We start from the raw sequence: 21,746 nt of genomic DNA, 5'->3' as shown, positions 1-21,746 counted from the left end.
TCAGACCCGCGCCGGCAGCCATACGCGGATCATCGACAAGAGGCGGTCGACGTCGATCGGCTTGGACAGGTAATCGTTGGCACCCGCTTCGAGGCATTTCTCGCGATCGCCGCGCATGGCCTTGGCGGTGAGGGCGATGATCGGCACCTGCGACAGCGCGGGTTTCGCCCTGATGTGGCGCATGGTCTCGTATCCATCCATCACCGGCATCATGATGTCCATCAGCACGAGTTCGATGCCGGAGTCCTTGTCCAGCGTGTCGAGGGCCTTCCGTCCATCCTGGGCCATCACCACGTCCATGCCTTTCGCACGCAGCACCTTGGATAAGGCGAACAGGTTGCGCATGTCGTCGTCGACGAGGAGAAGGCGGTGGCCACGCAGGTCGCCGTCCTCGAGACCGTCCGCCGTGGCCGTTGCATCGGCGTGCGTCCTGCCACCATGGCGGATCGAATGCAGGAACAGGCTCACTTCGTCGAGCAGGCGCTCCGGTGAACGGGCGCCCTTGACGACGATGCTGTCGGTGTACTGGCGGATACGCATGCTCTCTTCGCGCGAGAGGTCGCGCCCCGAGTACACCACCACGGGTGGCGTGTGCCCGGCTTGCGACAGCCGTTCGAGGAACTCGAAGCCGGACATGTGTGGCAATCCGAGGTCGAGGACGATGCAATCGAACGGCTTTTCCGCGGTCATCGCGAGCGCTTCCTCACCGGAGGCCGCTTCCTCGATAAGGACGGAGTCATCCTTGAGCAGGCTGCGCACGGCGGCACGCGCGCTGGCGTCGTCGTCCACCACGAGGAGGTGACGCGTGCGGCCCTCGGCGAAATGCAGGAGGCGTTCGAAGGCCGCCGTGATCGATTCCCGGCTGACGGGCTTGGTGAGGAATCCCACGGCACCCAACTCCAGTCCGCGCGTTGCGTCGTCCGTGGCCGAGATGAAATGCACGGGTATGTGCCGCGTGGAGGGCTCGGCTTTCAGCCGTTCGATCACCGTCCAGCCATCCATGCCCGGCAACATCACGTCGAGCAGGATGCCGGTCGGGCGATAGCGCTTCGCCAGGGCGAGTCCCGATTCGCCGTCGGCCGCGGCGAGCACGCGATGACCCTTGCGGTGGATCATCGCCGCCAGGATGCGCGCGAAGGCCGGATCGTCCTCGACGATGAGGATGGCGGTGTCGCCGGGGTTCAACGACTCTCGATCGTCTTCGATCGTCTCGGCGAGCAGTCCGGGCGATATCGCGAGCGTGGCCTCCGCCGCGGCTTGCTGCAACGGGACGGGCGCCGGACGGCCGTCGCTTTCCGGTGCTTCCTCGGGCAGGTGGATCGTGAAGGTACTGCCTTCGCCCGGTGCGCTGCGCAGCGAGATGTCACCGCCTAGCAGGAGGGCGATACGCCGTGAAATGGCCAGGCCGAGGCCCGTGCCACCGAACTGGCGGCTGGTGCTGGCATCGACCTGTTCGAAGGCGTGGAAGACGCGTTGGAACTTGTCCGGGGGAATGCCGATACCCGAATCCGTCACGGCGATGGCGATCGCCTGTGCGGCGTCCAGCCCTTCCGGCAGGCGGGCATCGGCGGCCGGCCGCGAGATCGTCACGCCGACACGGCCGCTGGCGGTGAACTTGAACGCGTTGCTGAGCAGGTTGTTCACGACTTGCTCCAGCTTGCCGCCGTCGGTGCGTATCGTGGCCGGGAGAGCGGGATCGAGGTCGATCTCGAAGTCGAGCTTCTTCTCCTGGGCCACGTGCTTGAAGGTGCGCCCCAGCGTGCGCGCCAGGTCGGCCAGGGGAAGTGGTTCCACCACTAGTTCCATCTTTCCCGCCTCGACCTTGGAGAGGTCGAGGATGTCGTTGATCAGGCGTAGCAGATTGGACCCGGCATCGTGGATGATCCGTGCGGATTCGACCTGTTCGGCGTTGAGGTTTTCTTCGTCGTTGTCGGCCAGGCTGCGTGAAAGGATCAGCAGGCTGTTCAGCGGCGTGCGCAGTTCGTGCGACATGTTGGCGAGGAACTCGGACTTGTACTGGCTCGCGCGCGCCAGTTCCTCGGCTTTTTCCTGGGTCTCGCGCTGGAGCGCTTCGAGCGCATCCTTCTGCTGGTTCAGCGTGATGCTCTTTTCGCGCAACTCTTCGTTCGAGGCGTGCAGTTCCTCGGTCTGCACGCGCAGTTCCTCTTCCGAGGCGACCAGCCGTTGCGACTGCTCCTGCAATTCGGCGGTCTTGGCCTTCAGCTCTTCGTTGGTGCTGCGCAGGTCCTCCTGCTGGCTGCGCAACGCTTCCTCGGAAGCCCGCAGCTCGTCGGCCTGGCTTTGCGTCTGTTCGAGCAGGGCGCGGGTGCGCAGGGCGCGGGCGAGGTTTTCCAGCGATAGCGCGACGATGGGCGTCAACTCGTCGAGCAGGTGCTCCTGCACGTCGGTGAGATGGGTGAAGCTGGCGATCTCCAGCACGCCGAGCAGGGTGTCGCGCAGGAGCACCGGCACGACCACGACGCTGCGTGGCGGCGCTTCCCCGCTGCCCGAATGGATGCGCGTGTAATCGTCGGGGACGTCCTGCAGGACGATGCTGCGCCGTTCGATGGCCGCCTGCCCGACCAGCCCCTCGCCGAGGGCGTAGTCGGCGGTGACGTGGCGACGCTGCTTGTATCCGTAGCTGCCGAGCAATTCGAGCCGGCCGGTCTCCTCGCGGAAGACATAGAACACGCCCAGTCCGGCTTTCAGGCAGGGCACCAGTTCGGACAGCAGCGTATCGGCGAATTCACGATAGGAGGCGGTCGCCTGCAGACGGTTGGATATGCTCGTGGCGGTCGATTTGAGCCACGTCTGCCCGGCGGTCTCGATCGCCATTTCCTTGAAGATCTGGAGGGCGCGGGCGATCTCGCCGATCTCGTCCTTGCGTTCGAGCTGGCGTACCTCGATCGAATGGTCGTGGCCGGCCAGTCGCGTCATCAACCCGGTCATGCGCACGATCGGCCGCGTGATGAGGCGGGACGTCATGACGATCACCAGGCCGCCGATGACCACGCAAAGCACGAGCGAGGCGATGTCGACGTAACGGATCGCCTTGATTTCGGCGTCGAGGGCGGCATTTCGCTTGGCCAGCAGCGCGCGCTCGGTGTCCGCCATCTCGTGCATGTGCTTGCGGATATCGTCCATCAACACCGTTCGCTGCACGAAATAGCTCCGGCGGATAGCCTCGCGGGCGGCGACGCCTTCCGGTGTCGCCGCGTCGCCGATGGCCCGCATGGGTTCCAGCCCGACGGTCAGCACCTCCCTTTTCCAGTGGTCGAGCATCTCCTGCAGGCGGTCGATGCGGGACTGCTGCAAGGGATTGTCCGCGGTTTGCTGGCGCAGGCTCGCCATGTCGCGATCGAGTTCGCGATCGGCGGCCTCGAAATTGGCGTACTCGTCGTCCGATTGGCTGAGCATGTATCCGCGTGCGCCGGCCTGTCGGGTCTGCGCATCGTCGCTCACCTCGGCCAGCGTGAGCAGCACCATGTAGGTATGCGAGGACCATTCCCGCGAGTCGTCTTCCCGGCCCAGCGAGACGAGGTTGCTGATGCCGACCGCCACGAAGAGGATCAGCAGCATGCCGATGGCGAGCACGATCTTGCGCTGGAGGGGCTGGTTGGCCAGCCAGGAGTACTTCTTTTCAGTCGAAGGCATGGGACGGCCCAGGGAGGACGGAAGGGGCGTCTCGCCCCGGTTCATCAATTATCGAAGTGGCTCAGTCGGATTGCGCATGGTTCCGGCGCCACGGTGGTGGAACCAGTGTGCCACGGCGCACCGCGATGGCCAGGCAGCCTGCGGTGGCGACCGAACACAGGCACAGCGCCACCACGGATGCTTCGGCGCCGAACGCCCCGCCGGTGAGCCAGTCGGGCCCACGCATGTGCGAGGCAAGGAGGCCGTGCTGCTCGAAGCCAGACACGGGGACGCCGTAGACGGGTCCCTGCGCCACGTTCCAGGCCGCGTGCGCGCCCATGCAGATCCACAGCGAGCGGGTCACGTGATATAGCAGGCCGAAAAGCAGCCCCGCTTCGATGGCGATGGCGAGGGCGCTCCAGGCGGTGGCGTTGGGGTTCCACGCGTGCAGGCCGCCGAACACCGCGGCCGAGAGCAGCAAGGCGGCCCACGTGCCGAGGCCTTCCTCCACGATGCGGAAGATCACGCCGCGGCTGACGATTTCCTCGCCGACCCCCGCGCCGACGCCGAGGACCAGGATCGGGCCCAGCCAGGGCACGTCCTGGTTCACTCCGTCGACCACGAACGCCCCGAGGGCCCACAGCGCGCCTACGACGAGCGAAAAGAGCACGGCGCCGCCGGCGATGCCGAGGAGCACGTGTGGCACGGCCTTGCGCGGCGCGAGCTCGTCGACCCGACGGTTCTCGATGGTCCGGACCAGCAGCCAGTAGGCCAGCACCACCGGTGCCAGCCTGAAGAGTTCGATCAGCGGCGTGACGTCGCGGAAAGGGATGGCGCCCTTGGGCAGGCCGAGGCCATCGTAGATCCGGCCAAGGACCATGCCGATGAGGAAGGCTGTCACGGCGAAGGCCACGATCCGCCCCAAGGGGGAGCGGAGCAAGCGCAAGGGCAGGGCGGGGCGGGTCACGACGGTCGGATCGGCTGACATGGGCATCTCGCAGGGAGGGGCTTGCGCACGCAGTCTACGCAGGCATGATGGTGCTCCGATACAAGATAGTGCGATGCCGCTTCCGTTAAGGTCGCGGCCGTGGGCGGGCACGCCCGGACCTGGAATTCACGCGATGGCCATCCCCTCCGAAAACGACCCTTCCAGCCCGACGAACCGGCGCGAGCAAACGTTTCCCCATCTCAACGAAGAGATGGCGGCGCGCCTGGTGAAGTACGGGGTGGAGGAAGTCGTTCCGGCGGGTACGGTGCTGTTCCGGCGAGGCGACCGGCGGATCGACTATTTCTTCGTGATCGACGGTTGCATCGAGGTCTACGACATCGGCGAAGACGGCCATCCGAATGTCTTCACCGTCCATGGGCCGAACCAGTTCACCGGCGAGGTGGACTTGTTCAGCGAGCGGCAGATCATGGTGAACGGCCGGACCGGCTCCGATACGCGTCTGGTCCGCGTCGATCCACCGAGCTTCCGCAAGCTGGTCTCGGGGGAGCCGGACATCGGCGAGATCATCATGCGCGCCTTCATCCTGCGCCGCGTGGGCTTGATCCAGAGCGGGCAGGGCGGGGTGACCCTGGCCGGTTCCGCGCATGCCGCCGATACCGTGCGCCTGCGCAGCTTCCTGATCCGCAACGGCTATCCCTATCGCTTGCTCGATACCGACATCGATGAAGATGCCCGGCACCTGATCGATGGCTTCGGCTTGCATCCCTCGGAATGTCCGGTCGTGATCATGCCGGACCGCCGCGTGATGCGTTGCCCCACCACCTCCGAACTGGCCCATGAGCTGGGCATCACCATCGTGCTGGACAGCGATCACGTGCACGACGTGGCCGTGATCGGCGCGGGACCGGCCGGCCTGGCCGCGGCGGTGTACGCGGCGTCCGAAGGGCTGGACACCCTCGTGCTGGAGGCGCTTGCGCCGGGTGGGCAGGCCGGTACCAGCTCGAAGATCGAAAACTACCTCGGCTTTCCCACCGGCATCTCGGGCCAGGCGCTGGCGGGTCGTGCGCAGGTGCAGGCGATGAAATTCGGCGCGCACATGGCGATAGCACGCTCGGTGCAAGGCATGGATTGCTCCAGGCACCCCTACCGCCTGTTGCTGGACGACGGCACATCGGTGGCTGCCCGCGCGGTCGTCGTCGCCACCGGTGCGCGCTATCGCAAGCTCGACCATGTCGACTACGAACGATTCGAAGGCCAGGGTATCCACTACGCCGCCACGGCGATGGAAGCCACGCTTTGCGCGGGCGAGGACGTGGTGGTGGTCGGTGGCGGCAACAGCGCCGGCCAGGCGGCGGTGTTCCTGGCGCGCACGGTGGCCCATGTGCATATCCTCGTGCGTGGCGACGGCCTCGCCGCCACGATGTCGGATTACCTCGTGCAGCGCATCGCGCAATCGCCGCGGATCACCCTGCACACGCGCTGCCAGATCGACCACCTCGACGGCGATGCCTACCTGCGGGAAGTGGGCTGGAAATGTGCCGACGGGACGCAGGCGCGGATCAAGGCGGGCAGCCTCTTCGTGATGATCGGTGCCGAGCCGAACACGGGCTGGCTCGAAGGATGCCTCGACCTCGACCGCAAGGGCTTCGTCCTGACCGGGCGCGATGCCGACGGTTACGCCACGCCTTCACCGTTCGCGACGACCCTGCGGGGGGTGTTCGCGGTGGGAGACGTGCGCTCGGGCTCGATCAAGCGAGTGGCGTCCAGCGTGGGCGAGGGCTCGGTGGTCGTGCAGGCGATCCACCGATTCCTCAATCCGTCACCCGTTTGACCCTCGGGTTCGCCGGGCGGCGAACTCAGACTTCGACCGCTGACGCATGCTCGCGCGTGGCCGAGAAGCGCACCGCCGGCCAGCGTTCCTGCGCGAGTTGCAGGTTGACGCGGGTCGGCGCGAGGTAAACCAGTTCGCCCGCGCCATCGATCGCGAGGTTGCCGGCGTTCTTCTCGCGGAATTCCTCGAGCTTCCTGGCGTCGTCGCAATGGATCCAGCGCGCGGTGGCGACCCCTACCTGTTCGAACGTGGCATCCACGTTGTATTCGTCCTTCAGGCGATAGGCCACGACGTCGAACTGCAGCACGCCCACCGCGCCGAGGATGAGGTCGTTGGACATCAGCGGACGGAAGAACTGCGTGGCGCCTTCTTCCGACAACTGGGCGAGTCCTTTCTGCAACGCTTTCATCTTCATCGGATCGCGCAGCCGCGCGCGGCGGAACAGTTCCGGCGCGAAGTTGGGGATGCCGGTGAACGACAGCGGTTCGCCTTCGGTGAAGGTGTCGCCGATGGTGATCGTGCCGTGGTTATGCAGGCCGATGACATCGCCGGGAAAGGCGCGTTCGACGATCTCGCGGTCGGAAGCCATGAACGTGAGCGCATTGGCGATGCGCACTTCCTTGCCCGTGCGCGTCTGCTGCATCTTCATTCCGGCGGTATAGGTGCCCGAGCAAACGCGCATGAACGCCACGCGGTCGCGGTGGGCCGGGTCCATGTTCGCCTGGATCTTGAATACGAAGCCCGTGAGTTTTTCTTCCTCGGGTTTCACTTCGCGCGTGAGGGTTTCACGCGATCGCGGCGACGGCGCATGCTCGACGAAGAAATCGAGCAGCAGCTGCACGCCGAAGTTGTTCACGGCGGAGCCGAAGAACACGGGGGTCTGCTTGCCGGCGAGATAGGCGTCGATGTCGAACGGATTGGACGCGCCCAGCACGAGTTCGAGTTCGTCACGCAGTTCATCCAGCGCGGCCTGGCCGATGCGGCCGGCGAGGTCCGGATGATCGAGGCCCTTGAAGATGGTGGAGTCCTGGCGGGTGAAGTTCTTGCCCGGCTCGAAGACATGCACTTCGTCCAGCAGCACGTGGTAGACGCCTTTCAGGCGTGAACCCATGCCGATGGGCCAGGTGAGAGGCGCGCAGGCGATGCCGAGCACCGATTCGACCTCGTCGAGCAGTTCGATCGGCGGGCGGCCTTCGCGGTCCAGCTTGTTGATGAAGGTCATGATCGGCGTATCGCGCAGCCGGCAGACCTCCATCAGCTTGATCGTGCGTTCCTCGACGCCCTTGGCGCAGTCGATGACCATCAACGCCGAGTCGACCGCCGTGAGCACGCGGTACGTGTCCTCGGAGAAGTCGGCATGGCCCGGGGTGTCCAGCAGGTTGACGATGGCGTCGTTGTACGGGAACTGCATCACCGACGAGGTGACCGAGATGCCGCGCTCCTTTTCCAGCGCCATCCAGTCCGAGGTGGCGTGGCGCGCGGCCTTGCGGCTCTTCACCGAGCCGGCCATCTGGATGGCACCGCCGAACAGGAGGAGCTTTTCGGTCAACGTGGTCTTGCCGGCGTCGGGGTGGCTGACGATGGCGAAGCTGCGCCGACGGCGGGTTTCGGTGAGGTGTGAGGACATCGTTCTCGGGTCGCTGATTCTGGCTAACCCCCTATTCTATCAGGGAAGGTTGGGGAAGCCCGGGCTAGGGGAACGCCCGGTCCAGCCATTCGGGTACCGGGATGCCCTTGCCGCGCAGGAAGGACGGATTGAACAGCTTGGCCTGGTAGCGCATGCCGCCGTCGCAGAGCACGGTGACGATGGTGTGGCCGGGCCCGAGTTCCCGGGCCAGGCGCAGCGCGCCAGCCACGTTGACGCCGCTGGAGCCGCCCACGCAGTAGCCCTCGCGCTGGAGCAGGTCGTGCAGGACCGGCACGGACTCGGTGTCCGGGATCGTCCAGGCCAGGTCGACCGGGGCGTCGGCGAAGTTGGCCGTGATCCGGCTGCTGCCGATGCCCTCGCTGATCGAGGTGCCTTCGGCGACCAGTTCGCCGGTGTTGACGAAAGCCGCCAGCGCCGAACCGCCGGGATCGGCCAGGGCGATGCGGATCTCCGGTCGCCGGGCCTTCAAGGCCCGGCCCACGCCGGCCAGGGTGCCGCCCGTACCCGCGGCGCAGACGAAACCGTCCACCTTGCCGCCGGTCTGCTCCCAGATCTCGGGTCCCGTATGGGCCTCGTGCCAGTCGCGGTTGGCCGTGTTGTCGAACTGGTTGGCGAACCACGCGCTGCCCGGCGCCTGCTCGTTCATCTCCTCGGCCACGGCCCGGGCGACGTGCACGTAGTGCCCCGGGTCCTTGAAGGGAGCGGCGGGTACCAGCCGCACTTCGGCGCCGGTGACCCGCAAGGCGTCGATCTTCTCCCGGCTCTGGGTCTCGGGCATGACGATCAGCGTGCGGTGGCCCCGGCTGGCTCCGAGCAGGGCCAGGCCGATGCCGGTATTGCCGGCCGTGCCCTCCACCAGGACACAGCCCGGACGGATCAGGCCACGTCGTTCGGCATCGTCGAGCAGGCCCAGGGCGGTGCGGTCCTTCACCGAGCCGCCCGGGTTCAGGAACTCGGCCTTGGCCAGGATCTCGCAGCCGGTGGCCTCCGATGCATGGCGCAGGCGAAGGAGCGGCGTCTGGCCGACGGCGGCGGCGAAGGAGGTCTGGATAGGCATGGCCGGATGTTAACCCGCCCGGCCGTGAGCCGCCCAAGGCGCGCCCTGGTGGGAGCCGACCCTGTCGGCGATCCCGCGGCAGCGGGCCAGGTTACGGCAAGCACCCATCGCCGACAGGGTCGGCTCCCAACGGGGGTTGTTGGCAAGAAATGGAAGTATGGACATCTGGACGTCTAAACGTCTGTTGACACCCACCATGTCCAGGCGTATCGTCGGTTCCACTCATCGAGACCGGCTGAGGGACAGGCCCTTTGAAGCCGGGGCAACCTGCGGATTTCCGCGACGGTGCCAACTCCTGCGGGGCGTGTTTCACGTCAGCCGATAGATGGGATGTCCGTTTCGGGGCACGCCACCGCGTACCCGCCACGCCGACAGTCCGTACACGGTATCCGCAGGGCTCGATCCCGAACGCAGGAACCCGGACATGTCAGCTGAGCCCCTCAAAGTGATCTCCCTCCCCGAAGCGGCCGTCCCCGCCGCGCCGCGTTGCGCGGCCGATCTCACCGAACAACGCGGTACCCGCCGCGTGTCCTTCACGCCGAAGTACGGCAGCGACACCGTCGCGGTGGACGTGCGCTACCTCTGGTGCGGCGCGCCGCATGCGCCGACGGTGATCGTGCAGGGCGGTATCTCGGCCGACCGCGACGTCTGCGCCGGCCGCGAGCGCGCCGCCGGCTGGTGGCAGGAACTGGTGGGGCAGGGCGCCGCGATCGATCTCGCGGCATGCCGCGTGCTCTCGATCGACTGGCTGGTGCCGGCGGACCTGGGCGACGTCGCCTCGGTCTCCAGCGAAGACCAGGCCGCGGCGTTGGCCGCGCTGGTCGATGAACTCGGCATCGGCCGCGTGCATGCCTTCGTCGGTTCCTCGTACGGCGCGATGACCGGCCTGGCCTTCGCGGCGCTGTACCCGGAAAAGTTGAAATCGCTGGTGCTGCTCGCCGGCGCGCATCGCCCGCATCCGCTGGCGACGGCGCAACGTTCGGTGCAGCGCGGCATCGTGCGGCTGGGCATCGCTTCGGGCCGTACCGACGAGGCGCTGGCGCTGGCACGGCAGCTGGCGATGACCACCTATCGCGGCAGCGAGGAATTCTCGCGCCGCTTCGCCGCCGGCCCCGAGTTGCGCGACGGCCGCTTCCATTTCCCGGTGGAAGACTATCTGGAACACGCAGGTCGGCGTTTTGTCGAGCGGTTCGAGCCGGAGCGCTTCCTCGCCTTGTCCGAGTCGATCGACCTGCACGACATCTCGCCGGAATGTATTTCCACGCCAACCACGCTCGTGGGCTTTCCGTCGGATCGTCTCGTTCCGCTGGCCGACCTGTGTGAGTTGCAGCGTCGCCTAGGCGGCACCGCCACCCTCGAAGTCGTGGATTCGCCCTATGGCCACGACGCTTTCCTGAAAGAAACCGTGCAGCTCGCCCCCGTGCTGCGTCACGCACTCAACGACTGTCGCGGAGACCGCTAAGCCATGACCGATTCCCGTCTTTGTACCCGCGCCGTGCGCGCCGGCATCGAATCCGATACGCAGCACGGCGCGGTGGTACCGCCCCTGCATCTGTCCACGAACTATTCGTTCGACGGCTTCGGCCGCAAGCGCGCGTATGACTATTCGCGCAGCGGCAATCCCACCCGCGACCTGCTCGCGGACGCCCTCACCGAACTGGAAGAGGGTGCCGGCGCCGTCGTCACCGGTAGCGGCATGTCGGCGGTGGCGCTCGCGCTCGAACTGGTTCCCGCTGGATCGCTGGTGCTTGCCGCGCACGACTGCTACGGCGGTACCTGGCGCCTGCTCGATGCGTGGGCGAAGAAAGGCCGCTTCAGCGTGCGCTTCGTCGACTTCACCGATCCCTCCGCCCTTGCCGAAGGCCTCGCCGCGAAGCCTTCCCTGGTCTGGATCGAGACACCGTCGAACCCCCTGCTGCGGATCACCGACGTCCGCCATGTCGCACAGGCCGCGCATGCCGTGGGTGCGCTCGTGGTGGTCGACAACACCTTTCTTTCACCCGCGCTGCAGCAGCCGCTGAAGCTCGGCGCCGACCTCGTCGTGCACTCGACAACGAAGTACATCAATGGCCACAGCGATGTCGTCGGCGGTGCGGTGATCGCCGTGGACCAGGCCGTTGCGGAACAGCTGAAGTGGTGGGGCAATTGCAATGGCCTCACCGGCTCGCCGTTCGACAGCTACCTCACCCTGCGTGGCGTGCGCACGCTGGCCGTGCGCCTGCGCGCGCACGAGGAGAATGCGCGTCGCGTCGCCGACTGCCTCGACGCGCATGGCGCCGTGCAACGGGTCTACTATCCCGGCCTTGCCTCCCATCCCGGCCATGCCCTGGCACAGCGCCAGCAAGGGGGCTTCGGCGCGATGCTGAGCTTCGAACTCGATGGCGGCACCGATGCCATCGAGGCCTTCGTCGACGGCTTGCGCTTCTTCTCGCTGGCGGAATCCCTCGGCGGCGTGGAAAGCCTGGTGGCGCACCCGGCCACCATGACGCATGCATCCATGGCGCCGGAGGCACGCCGTGTCGCCGGCATCTCCGACAGCCTGCTGCGCCTGTCGATCGGTATCGAGGATGGCGACGACCTCATCGCCGACATCGAAGCCGGCCTGGCTCGCGCCGCCGCGGTGGCCTCGGCGACCTCCAAACGCAAGGTCGGCGCATGAGCGCGGTGGCGATCGCCCCGTTGGCCGAGCCCGTACCGCGCACCGCCATCGTGCTCCTGGGAACCGGCGTGGTCGGCCGCGCCTTGCTCACCTTGCTCGGTACGCCCGCGGCACGTTCGCTACGCCTGGTGGGCGCGGCGAACTCCCGGCGCCAGCATGTGCTGCCCGATGGCGTCTCACCCGGCGAGGTGGCCGAGCGCCTGGGCAAGGCCCGCGAGGGCCGGGACAACCTGCCCTTGCTGGCCGCGCTCGACGCGGCCGGCGCGACAAGGAAAGTCATTGTCGACGCCACCGCCTGCGCCATCGAAGCGAGCCGCCACGCCGAGTGGCTCGCTGCCGGTTATCACGTCGTGACCGCGAACAAGGCCCTGGCGGGCGGACACCTGTCCGGCTGGCGCGCGCTGCAAAGCGCGACGACGGGTGGCGCGGTATACGGCGACGCCGCCACGGTCGGCGCGGGATTGCCCGTGCTTTCGACCCTGCGCCGGCTACGTCATTGCGGAGATGCCCTGCTTACCCTCGAAGGCGTCTTTTCAGGCTCGCTGTCGTGGTTGTTCAACCAGTACGACGGCACCCGTCCGTTCTCGTCGCTGCTGCGCGACGCGCGGCGGTTGGGGTTCACCGAGCCCGATCCGCGCTCTGACCTCTCCGGCGAAGACGTGGCGCGCAAGCTGCTGATCATCGCGCGCAATGCGGGCTTCGCCCTCGGCAGCGATGAAGTGGAAGTGGAAAGCCTCGTGCCGGAAGCGTTGCGTGGCGTGGACACCAAGGCGTTCCTCGACCGCCTGGAAGAACTGGACGAACCCTTGCGTGAACGCCACGCGCAAGCCCGTGCGAACGGCAAGGTGTTGCGTTACCTGGCGCGGCTGAACCAGCGCGGCCGTGCGCGTGTCGGCCTGGTCGAGGTCGGCCACGATCATCCGGCCTCGCGGCTGTCGGGCACCGATAACCAGTTCGCGCTGACGACCACCCGCTACCACGCGACGCCGCTGGTCATCCAGGGGCCGGGGGCGGGGCCGGAGATCACGGCCCAGGCGTTGCTCGGCGATGTTCTGGCGCTATAAGGATCACTGACCCCGCCCGGCAAGCGAAACCTGGTGGGAGCCGACCCAACAAAAAAACCGCCCCGAAGGGCGGTTTTTTTGTTACCGGTGGCCGGTGATCTTCTCGGCCTCGTCCGCGCTTGGCGGAAGGTCCGGTTCACCCGGCTCCAGCTCGTCGTGGTGGAAGCGCGCGGCTTCCACCATCGGCGTGCGCCAGCCCGTGGCGATGCCCCAGAAGTAGAAGATCGCGCCGAGCACGGCGACCACGGCGAGGTCGTAGCCATAGGGAATGTAGTCGTGTCCGCCGAAGGTCTTGCTGCCCGCATAGGAAACCAGCGCGATCACCGGCAGGTAGACGATCAGCCACCACGCGCCCTGAAGGTGCCGGCGGAAGTCTTCCCATCCGCTCTTGGCGGTGTAATAGAAGTAGATCGGCAGGGCGACGACCATCAGCAGGATGATCTCGCCCGTGAGCGGCCACTTCGCCCAGTAGAGCAGTTCGGTGGCGAAGATGAAGGCCAGCGGGGCAAGTACCGACAGGCCGGGGATGCGCAGCGGGCGTTTCAGTTCCGGGGCGGTGCGACGCAGGGTCATCACGCTCACCGGGCCGGTGAGGTACGAGATGATCGTCGACACCGAGATCACCGCCGCCAGCGTGCCCCAGCCGCGGAAGAAGAACAGGAAGATGAAGCTCACCACGAGGTTCAGCCACATCGCCGGGCGGGGGATGCCGAAGCGCGGATGGATGTGACCGAAGATCTTCGGCAACTGGCCGTTACGCTCCATCGCGTAGATCATGCGTGCCGTGGTGGCGGTGTAGGTGGCGCCGGTACCGCTCGGGCTGACGAAGGCGTCGGCGTAAAGCAGGATGGCCATCCAGTTGATCATCAGCGCGGTGGCGAGCTGCGCGAACGGCGATGCGTATTCGAGGCCGGCCCAGCCGTTGCCGAGCTGGTCGGGCGGAACGGCGCCGATGAAGGCCACCTGCAGCAACACGTACACCACCGTGGCCAGCAGGATCGAACCGATCACGGCGAGCGGCACGTTGCGGCCCGGATTGCGCGCTTCCCCGGCGAGGTTCACCGGACTCTGGAAGCCGTTGAAGCTGAAGACGATGCCCGAGATGGCGACGGCGGTGAGGATCGACGAGATGTCGATCGCGTGGGTGCCGCCGTGGGCACCGATGTGGAAGTTGCCGGGGTTGTAGCTTGTCGCGATCAGCGCGACGCCGGTGGCCGCCGGGACGACGAGCTTGAAGACGGTGATCGCCGTGTTGCTCTTGGCGAACAGCTTCACGCTCCAGAAATTGAGGAAGAAGTAGACCAGCACCAGCAGGACGGCGATGGCGAGGCCGGGTGGCGTGAGCTCGCCATGGCCGTTGGTGACCACGTACAGGTCCTTGGTCCACGCGGCCCATTCCCACGGCCACGAGGCCATGTACTGCACCGAGGCCTCGGCTTCCACGGGGATCACCGAGACGATGGCGATCCAGTTCGCCCAGCCAGCGATGAAGCCGACCAGCGATCCGTGTGAGTAATGGCCGTAACGGACCATGCCGCCGGATTCCGGGAACATCGCTCCCAGTTCAGCGTAGGTGATCGCGATGAAGAGGATGATGACGGCGCCGATGATCCAGGCGTAGACGGCACCGGGGCCAGCCAGCTGGGCGGCGTGCCAGGCACCGAACAACCAGCCTGAGCCGATGATCGAGCCCAGGCCGGTAAGCATGAGGGCAAAGGCGCCGACGTCGCGGCGAATAGCGCTATGAGACATGGTGACTCCGGTCGGACGGGACGGGTGGACCCCGGCCCAGGGCGGCACAAGGGCCGGATGATGACAGCCCGGGACCTCCCTGTCAGCCAGTGATGGCCGTACCCCAACCGGCACCGCGTCGATATACACTGGCCGACGCGGTAGGGATCAAGGGGTTCGGATGCGTTCGAAGGCGGTCGCCAGCACCATGTTGTTCGTTGCCATGACGGCATGCGGCGTTGCCGCAGCCGCCGAGCAATGGAGCGACAAGGGCCGGCTGATCGATTCGGAGTCCTACGACCGTACCGCCAAGGGTTTTTACTTCACCCTGTACCCCGGCGAAGACCCCGTGGAAGCCGTGCGGCGCTGCGCCATCGCGATGCGTGAACTCGGCCACCTGGCATCGGTCTCGTGCTTCGCGTACACGAGCAAGCAGCGCTTCGATACCCGCCGGGGGAAGCTGCGCATCTGCTATACGGCGGTGGCCAACTGGTGGGGGGAAGACCAGCCTGTACGGGTCGAGACGGTCGACAGGCTGCCGAGGCTGTGCCCGTCGCGCTGAGGTTCATCGCAATCGCGGACAGGGTCCGCTCCCACCAAGGCAGAAGAGCACCGCCGGCTAGCCGGCTTCCCACCAGGTAACGGCTAACCCGGTGGGGGCGGACCCTGTCCGCGATTGCGCGGTCAGCACTCGATGACGTTCACCGCCAGGCCGCCACGCGAGGTTTCCTTGTACTTGTCCTTCATGTCGCGACCGGTGTCGCGCATGGTGGCGATCACCTTGTCGAGCGACACATGGTGCTTGCCGTCGGCCTTCAACGCCATGCGGCTGGCGTTGATCGCCTTGACCGCGCCCATCGCGTTGCGCTCGATGCAGGGGATCTGCACCAGGCCGCCGATGGGGTCGCAGGTGAGGCCGAGGTTGTGTTCCATGCCGATCTCGGCGGCGTTCTCCACCTGGGTCACGGTGCCGCCCAATGCCGCCGTGAGACCGCCCGCGGCCATCGAGCAAGCGACGCCCACCTCGCCCTGGCAGCCCACTTCGGCGCCGGAAATCGAGGCATTTTCCTTGTAGAGGATGCCGATGGCGCCCGCGGTGAGCAGGAACTCGACCACGCCGTCCTCGTTGGCGCCCGGACAGAAACGCCGGTAATAGTGCAGCACGGCGGGGACGATGCCCGCGGCGCCATTGGTCGGCGCGGTGACCACGCTGCCGCCGGCGGCGTTTTCTTCATTCACCGCCAGCGCATAGAGGTTGACCCAGTCGAGGATGGTGAGCGGATCGCGCAGCGCGGCTTCCGGCTGCGAGCGCAACTCGGCGGCCATCGTCGGGGCACGGCGGTTGACCTTGAGCCCACCCGGCAAGACGCCAGGGGAGCGAAGGCCACGCTCCACGCAGTCCTGCATCGCTTTCCATATCCTGAGCAGGCCGGCACGGGTTTCCGCCTCGGGACGCCAGATGCTTTCGTTGCGCATCATCAGTTGCGCGATCGTGAGGCCGTGTTCCTTGCACAGCGCCAGCAACTGGTCGCCGGACGCGAACGGGAACGGCTGCTCGCTGGTGTCCGCCACGATGCGATCTTCCGCCGCTTCGTCCGGATTCACCACGAAACCGCCGCCGACGGAGTAGTAGTCGCGCGTGGCCAGCTCGTTGCCCTCGGCGTCGTAGGCCGAGAACCGCATGCCGTTGGTGTGGAACGGGAGCTTCTGCCGCTTGTTGAAGACGAGGTCGGCTTTCTCGTCGAAGGCGATCTCGTGGCGGCCGAGGATGCGGATGCGCTTGTCACCGCGGATGCGCTCGAGTGTCGCCGGGATCGTGTCCGGATCGACCCGGTCGGGCCACTCGCCCTCCAGACCCAGCAGGACGGCCTTGTCGGTGCCGTGGCCACGGCCGGTCATCGCCAGGGAGCCGAACAGCTCGCAGCGGACGCGGGCCACGCGATCCAGCACGCCTTTTTCCTCCAGCCAGTGCTCGACGAAACGCGCCCCGGCACGCATCGGCCCCACGGTATGGGACGAAGACGGGCCGATACCGATCTTGAAGAGGTCGAAGACGCTGACTGCCATGGCTGCGGGAGGATTGGCTATGGGGAGCCCGCTATTCTACGCTGCGAGGCCCGACGACCCCATACACCGGCGCATGTCCCATTTCACCCTGTTCCAGCGCGACGATTGCCATCTCTGCGACCAGGCTCTGGCGGTACTGGCGGAGGCCCGGTTTCCGGATTTCGTTTCCGTATGGATCGACGATGACGACGGGCTGGAGGCGCGTTACGGCGCGCGGGTGCCGGTGCTGCGGCGGGGCGACGGGGTGGAGCTGGAGTGGCCCTTCGATGTGGAGGCGGCGCGGCGGTTCGCGGCCTGAATCGGCGACCGGGTCGGGTTCCATGGGGGCAGGGCAAGCACCCATCGCCGACAAGGTCGGCTCCCACCATGCCTACTTGCGCAGCCGCCGCAGGATTTCCTCGCGCGCTTCGCGCAGGATCGAATCCCGGTCAAGGCTGGCGACGATGTCCGCCACGGCGCGCTTGGCGCCGTGTTCGCCCCAGGATTTCCCGGTCACGAGGTAATGCTCGGCGGCACGGCCGATCAGTACCGTCGCATACCAGCCCAGGGCGCCCTGGGCCGCCGCGGTGACGACGACGGACAAGCCGCCGCTCAATCCTTTCAGTGCCGAGGCCACCAGTTGCACGCCCCAGACCGCGCCCATCAATGCGGCGAGCTGCGTGGTGATCACGGCGACCAGCCGGCCCGATTCGCTCCGCGTCAGGGGCAGGCCGTAGACTCGGCCAAGTTGCACGACCATGGCCGCGTCCAGCCCGCCGGCGAGCAGCAGGTCGGCCACCGGCACGGGATTCAATGCCACGGCGACGGCCTTGGCGATGCAGTACTGGCGGATGACGCCGGAGGCCACGTCGCGCCGGGTCGCTGCGATGCGTTCGCTCACCTGGTCGGTGAGCCGGCCAGCGAACAATCCGGCGTTGATCGCGGAGAGCGCCTTGCCTTCGCGTTCGGCGATGGCAAGCAGGCGCGCTTTCAATGCGGCCACATCGGCTCCCCGGGGCACGCCGACGCGATGTTCCTTGCCCGCCGCATCGACTTCCACGACATCGCGCGGGGACGGTCGCGCCGCCACCGCGATGACGTCCTCGCGCCGGACCAGGCCGGCCGCATGCTGGCGTAGCCGTTCCAGCAGTCCCTCGCGTTCATCGTCGTTATAACGGTCGGTCTTGTTGAGGGCCAGCAGCAGCGGACGGCGGGTGGAAGCCAATGTCCGCAACGCGTCGCGTTCCTCGCGGGTGAGGTCGCCGTCGGCGACGAAGACGATCAGGTCGCTCACCTCGGCGACCTCGAAGGCGAGTTTCTCGCGTGCTTCCCCGCCCAGTTCATTGATACCGGGCGTGTCGATCAGGACGAGGCCGGCACTGGTCGCCTCGTCGAGGCGCGCCGCGTCGGCTTCGGTGGTGGTGCCGTGGAGCACGCCCACTTCGAACGCCTCGCGGCCGAGCAGGGCGTTGCCCAGTGCGGACTTGCCGGCGGAAACGCGGCCGAACACGGCCACGTGCAGTTCCTCGTTCTCCAGGCGGTCGAGCATGCGCTCGACGCGCTGGAAGTCGGCGGCCATCGCCTCGCGGACATTGGACGGTATCGAGGGGTCCTCGAGCAGGCCGCGAAGGCTTGCCGCGACCGCGCCGCCACGTTCGTCGGTGGCGGGCAGGGCATTCCCGCCGCGGCGGAAGTAGCCGGCGATGCCGCGCAGGCGTTCGCGCCAGGCCGTCATGCGCCGCTTACTTCGGTTGCAGGTTCAACGTGCCGTTGACCAGCACCTCGTTGGCGATCGTCGAGGTGTCCTTGTAGTCGCCGCTGCCGACGCCGAAGTCGAGGCGTTTCAGCGTGCCCGTAACCGAAAGCCGCGCACCGCCGGCATTCGGCGAGAAGAGCACCTTGAGCGCCACCGGCCTGGTCACGCCGTGCAGGGTGAGGTTGCCGTTGGCGATGACATCGCCCTTGGCGTCCTTGCTGAAGCCGGTGGTGACGTAGTGCGCCTTCGGAAACTTCGAGGCGTCGAAGAAGTCGCTGCCCGGCAGGGCGCCGTCACGGTCGTTGTCGCCGGTCTTCGCCGTGGCGACGTCCACCGTCACGTCGAACTTCGCGATGGCGAGGTTGGCCGGATCGTAGCTGATCGCGGCGTCGAACTTGCCGAAGGCGCCATCGAACTGCTGGCCCTGGAACTTGCCGCTGAAGCCGAGCGTGCTGCCGGGACCGACCTTGTAGTCGGCGGCGGAAGCGGCGAAAGGCAAGGCCATTGCGAGACCGAGCACGGACAGGCGGCGGATCGTCGGATTCATGGCGTATCTCCGGGAGAAGTGGGGGTGGTTCGCTTCACGCGGCCGAACGGCAGCATGCGGCGGAGGGTGTCGTCGCGATCGATGATGTGGTGCTTCAGCGCGCCACCCACGTGGGCGACGAGCACGAGAAGCAGGAACCAGAACAGGTATTCGTGAACCGTACCGAGGAGATTGGAAAGTGTTTCGTTCTTCTCCAGCAGGGCCGGGAGGTTGAACTGCTTGAAATACTGCAGGGGATAGCCGTGCGCCGAATTGTACGCCCAGCCCGTGAGCGGGATCGCGACGATCAACAGGTAGAGCAACCCATGCACGACGTGCGCGGCGGCCTTCTGCCAGCCAGGCGCGGGTTCATCGGACGGGCGGCGATCGATCGTGCGCCAGAGCACGCGCAGCAGGAACAGCGCCAGGACGGTCAGGCCGATCGATTTGTGCAGCGCGAACATGTTGATCTTGTTCAGCGATGGCTTGAGGCCATCCATCCAGAAGGCGAACGCGCCGTTGCCCAGGATCAACAAGGCCATCGTCCAGTGGAAGGTCTTGGCGACGGGACTCCAGCGGGTCTGATCACCGCGCAGCGGCATGGTTCGTCTCCTTGCTTTGGTCGGCGGATTCACCGCCGCGGATGCCTTCGATCTCCAGCCATACCGACACGGCGGTACCGATCGAGTTGCGGTTGGAGGTCATGCCGTAGGTGGTGCGGTCGAGGATGACCTGGGCCGAGAAGCCGGCCACGGTGTGCAGCCCGTAGATCGTCTTGCCGATGCGGTTCACGCGGAACGGAATGTCCAGCGGCAACGTCGTGCCGCGCAGGGTGAGCTTGCCATGCACGACGCCCTCGTCATCGTTTCGTTTCTCCACGGATTCGCTGACGTAGCGTGCTGTGGCGGCACGGTCGCTATCGAGCAGGCTGGACCCGCGTACCGCCTTGTCCCATTCGCTGTCGCCCATGTCCACGGAAGTCAGGTCGATGGTCGCGTCGACCGACGACTTCGACCAGTCGTCGCGATCGAAGACGATCGTGCCGCTCGTGATGCGCAACCGGCCGAACGATCGTGAAAACCCATTGTGGTCGACATTGAAGACGACCTGGCTGTGCACGGGGTCCATGCGATACGTGACGGCTTCCGCGTGGGCCACTAGCGGCGCGGCGGCCAGCGCGAAAGGCAGGATGGAACGGACGAGACGCATGCGGGGTAGCCTGCTGCCTGGGGGCCGCCAGGCGGCCGATGGAAAGAGTGTGGCCGAGCCGCACGGCCTTGTCAGCCCGGTTGCCGCGAACGGATCGTTCACTCAGCGATCCCGCAAGACTTCGCCGGTCAATTCGGCGAGGCGGCGCAGGCGGGACGTCCCGGCGTCGGCGAGCAGTTCGCGCATCCGCTCGCTCGCATCGGCCTGGTCCAGCGTGCGCCGGTCCGCCAGCGTCGCCGCCAGGCCACGCCCGAAGCTGTCGAAAATGAGCGCGTAGGCAAAAGCGTGCAAGACACCGCCGCCAAGCGTGCCCAGGCCCGGGAAGGCCTTCATCGCGTTACCCGCCACGGCGAGCACCACCGAGGTTCCGGTGCGCAAGGTCATGCGAACCTGGCGCAGGAGATTGTCGATCTCGACATCGGTCACCCGGACGCCGTGGAGGTCGGCGAGGGCGCGAACCATGCCCGTGGCGAGGATGCCCTGGATGACCAGATCGCTTCCCGGCGCGACCGCGGCCATCGCGCCGACGACGGCGCGTCGCGCGTAGCGGTGGACGATGCGCTCCGACTCCACGGCGCGGTACGCGGCCTCTTGTTCCGCCGTGCGTTCGTGCAGGCCGGCGAGTACCGCGTTTTCGCGCAGCGCCTCCAGCGCCGCCGCGCCCGGCGCCAGGAGTCGGCGCAGCGCATCGAGCAGCGGCTGCACGTCGGCGGCGCGCCTCCGGGTGACGTCTTCGGTATCTCCACCGGGCAGGCGCCGCGTGAAGCGTTCCTCTCCACCGGCGCTGATCGCGACCACGGCATCCGGTATCCCGGCGGCCTGTTCGCGAACGCGGGCCAGGATGCGCTCGCGCTCGGCCGGTCCCCACTGGTCGGCCTTGTTCACCGCGAGCAGCAATGGCTTGCCGAAGTCGCCCAGCCAGCGCAATTCATCCGCCTGGGTGCGGGTAAGATCGCCTGCGCAGACGTAGATCACGGCGTGCGCACGCAACGCTTCGTGCCGGGCAAGCCGTTCGCGCGATTCACCATCCGCCTCGGCGGAGCCGGGCACATCGGCGATCGTCCAGCGTTCGCCCGCCGGGGTGTCGCCCTCGTAATGCGCGATTTCCCTCGTGGTTCCCCCGAGCACGTCGCTGGATGGCGAGGCGCCCGGTACTAGCGCCGCGATCAGCGTCGATTTGCCTGTGGATATCTCGCCGAACACCGCGACATAGACGTGCGCGCTCTCGCGGCGACGGTCGAGTTCGTCCAGTTCACTACGAAGTTCCTCAACGCCGGCGTCGGTTTCCCGCAACCTGGCGATACGCGCCTCGAGGGACGCACGGTCCGGTGCGACGACGGGGGCGCGTGGCTTGCGAGGGCGCAGCCACCATGTGGCGAGGCCCGCGCCGAGGACCGCCAGGGCGACCAGAAGACCGCCGACCACCCAGCGCAGACCCTCGGGCAATCCCATGAAACGCTGGGCGAGCGCGACTGCGCGGTCGAGTGCCGCCAGCAGCAGCCAGACAACGGCGGCGAAACCGATGGTTGCGACAAGGAGGCGGAGTCGGCCGGACATTCCCTCATTCTACGGGTAGCGGGTAGGCACGCACCTACACCCTCAGCCAGAGTCCGCCCATTTTGCCCCCGTCGCTGCCA

The 21,746-nt window shown here is 67.0% G+C and carries 17 protein-coding genes and 1 riboswitch; of the genes, 6 read left to right on the top strand and 11 right to left on the bottom strand.

Annotated elements, in window-relative coordinates:
• Both ACR9Y6_RS10740 and ACR9Y6_RS10735 read right to left on the bottom strand, forming a co-directional pair.
• Positions 1–3,654 (bottom strand): response regulator, encoded by a 3,654-nt coding sequence (locus ACR9Y6_RS10740; RefSeq protein ID WP_481281270.1) that lies wholly within the window; start codon positions 3,652–3,654, stop codon positions 1–3.
• A 61-nt stretch (positions 3,655–3,715) separates the two neighbouring features.
• Entirely contained in the window at positions 3,716–4,621 is a 906-nt protein-coding gene (locus tag ACR9Y6_RS10735; protein WP_481281269.1) for a CPBP family intramembrane glutamic endopeptidase, read from the bottom strand.
• A 133-nt stretch (positions 4,622–4,754) separates the two neighbouring features.
• On the opposite strand from ACR9Y6_RS10735, the gene ACR9Y6_RS10730 reads away from it, so the two are divergent.
• Positions 4,755–6,413: an FAD-dependent oxidoreductase gene (locus tag ACR9Y6_RS10730; RefSeq protein ID WP_481281268.1), complete on the top strand. Its 1,659-nt coding sequence runs from the start codon at positions 4,755–4,757 to the stop codon at positions 6,411–6,413.
• Positions 6,414–6,438: 25 nt separating this feature from the next.
• On the opposite strand, the gene ACR9Y6_RS10725 is transcribed toward ACR9Y6_RS10730, so the two are convergent.
• Both ACR9Y6_RS10725 and ACR9Y6_RS10720 read right to left on the bottom strand, forming a co-directional pair.
• The gene (locus tag ACR9Y6_RS10725; RefSeq protein ID WP_481281267.1) at positions 6,439–8,040 is read right to left on the bottom strand and encodes a peptide chain release factor 3; all 1,602 of its coding nucleotides are present in this window, start codon (positions 8,038–8,040) and stop codon (positions 6,439–6,441) included.
• Between the two features lie 64 nt (positions 8,041–8,104).
• Complete coding sequence (locus ACR9Y6_RS10720) at positions 8,105–9,118, bottom strand: cysteine synthase A (RefSeq protein WP_481281266.1); 1,014 nt, start codon at positions 9,116–9,118, stop codon at positions 8,105–8,107.
• A gap of 219 nt (positions 9,119–9,337) precedes the next feature.
• Positions 9,338–9,450: riboswitch (SAM riboswitch) on the top strand.
• Positions 9,451–9,542: 92 nt separating this feature from the next.
• Here ACR9Y6_RS10720 and metX point away from each other — a divergent pair.
• From metX to ACR9Y6_RS10705, 3 genes are read left to right on the top strand one after another with little or no spacing between them, the layout of a single operon-like run.
• Positions 9,543–10,580 carry a homoserine O-succinyltransferase MetX gene (metX, locus tag ACR9Y6_RS10715; protein WP_481281265.1) on the top strand — a complete coding sequence of 346 codons (1,038 nt, stop codon included), beginning with the start codon at positions 9,543–9,545 and terminating at the stop codon, positions 10,578–10,580.
• A gap of 3 nt (positions 10,581–10,583) precedes the next feature.
• Positions 10,584–11,777, top strand: a complete 1,194-nt coding sequence (metB, locus tag ACR9Y6_RS10710; RefSeq protein ID WP_481281264.1) for a cystathionine gamma-synthase — start codon at positions 10,584–10,586, stop codon at positions 11,775–11,777.
• Positions 11,774–12,841 carry a homoserine dehydrogenase family protein gene (locus tag ACR9Y6_RS10705; RefSeq protein WP_481281263.1) on the top strand — a complete coding sequence of 356 codons (1,068 nt, stop codon included), beginning with the start codon at positions 11,774–11,776 and terminating at the stop codon, positions 12,839–12,841. Before metB ends, ACR9Y6_RS10705 begins: the two co-directional genes overlap by 4 nt.
• Positions 12,842–12,922: 81 nt before the next feature.
• Here ACR9Y6_RS10705 and ACR9Y6_RS10700 read toward each other — a convergent pair whose 3' ends face one another.
• Positions 12,923–14,593, bottom strand: coding sequence for an APC family permease (locus ACR9Y6_RS10700; protein ID WP_481281262.1), 1,671 nt, complete (start codon positions 14,591–14,593; stop codon positions 12,923–12,925).
• 160 nt (positions 14,594–14,753) lie between these two features.
• Here ACR9Y6_RS10700 and ACR9Y6_RS10695 point away from each other — a divergent pair, with 160 nt between their 5' ends.
• Positions 14,754–15,134, top strand: coding sequence for a hypothetical protein (locus tag ACR9Y6_RS10695; protein ID WP_371022255.1), 381 nt, complete (start codon positions 14,754–14,756; stop codon positions 15,132–15,134).
• 122 nt (positions 15,135–15,256) lie between these two features.
• Here ACR9Y6_RS10695 and ACR9Y6_RS10690 read toward each other — a convergent pair whose 3' ends face one another.
• Entirely contained in the window at positions 15,257–16,639 is a 1,383-nt protein-coding gene (locus ACR9Y6_RS10690) for an L-serine ammonia-lyase (protein WP_481281261.1), read from the bottom strand.
• 73 nt (positions 16,640–16,712) lie between these two features.
• Here ACR9Y6_RS10690 and ACR9Y6_RS10685 point away from each other — a divergent pair, with 73 nt between their 5' ends.
• Complete coding sequence (locus tag ACR9Y6_RS10685) at positions 16,713–16,937, top strand: glutaredoxin family protein (protein WP_481281260.1); 225 nt, start codon at positions 16,713–16,715, stop codon at positions 16,935–16,937.
• Positions 16,938–17,009: 72 nt separating this feature from the next.
• On the opposite strand, the gene ACR9Y6_RS10680 is transcribed toward ACR9Y6_RS10685, so the two are convergent.
• From ACR9Y6_RS10680 to ACR9Y6_RS10660, 5 genes are all read right to left on the bottom strand, one after another.
• Complete coding sequence (locus ACR9Y6_RS10680; protein WP_481281259.1) at positions 17,010–18,353, bottom strand: DUF697 domain-containing protein; 1,344 nt, start codon at positions 18,351–18,353, stop codon at positions 17,010–17,012.
• Positions 18,354–18,360: 7 nt separating this feature from the next.
• A complete protein-coding gene (locus tag ACR9Y6_RS10675) occupies positions 18,361–18,921 on the bottom strand; it encodes a YceI family protein (protein ID WP_481281258.1) in 561 nt (186 codons plus the stop codon).
• Positions 18,918–19,502 carry a cytochrome b gene (locus ACR9Y6_RS10670; protein WP_481281257.1) on the bottom strand — a complete coding sequence of 195 codons (585 nt, stop codon included), beginning with the start codon at positions 19,500–19,502 and terminating at the stop codon, positions 18,918–18,920. The genes ACR9Y6_RS10675 and ACR9Y6_RS10670 overlap by 4 nt, the downstream gene beginning before the upstream one ends.
• The gene (locus tag ACR9Y6_RS10665) at positions 19,486–20,109 is read right to left on the bottom strand and encodes a YceI family protein (protein WP_481281256.1); all 624 of its coding nucleotides are present in this window, start codon (positions 20,107–20,109) and stop codon (positions 19,486–19,488) included. The genes ACR9Y6_RS10670 and ACR9Y6_RS10665 overlap by 17 nt, the downstream gene beginning before the upstream one ends.
• 102 nt (positions 20,110–20,211) lie before the next feature.
• Positions 20,212–21,666, bottom strand: coding sequence for a GTPase (locus ACR9Y6_RS10660; RefSeq protein ID WP_481281255.1), 1,455 nt, complete (start codon positions 21,664–21,666; stop codon positions 20,212–20,214).
• Positions 21,667–21,746 lie beyond the last annotated feature (80 nt).

The organism is Luteibacter sp. TLI7-4A (genome assembly GCF_056754745.1).
Note: the sequence above shows the minus strand (reverse complement) of the source record. Positions and strands in the feature narration are given on the sequence as shown.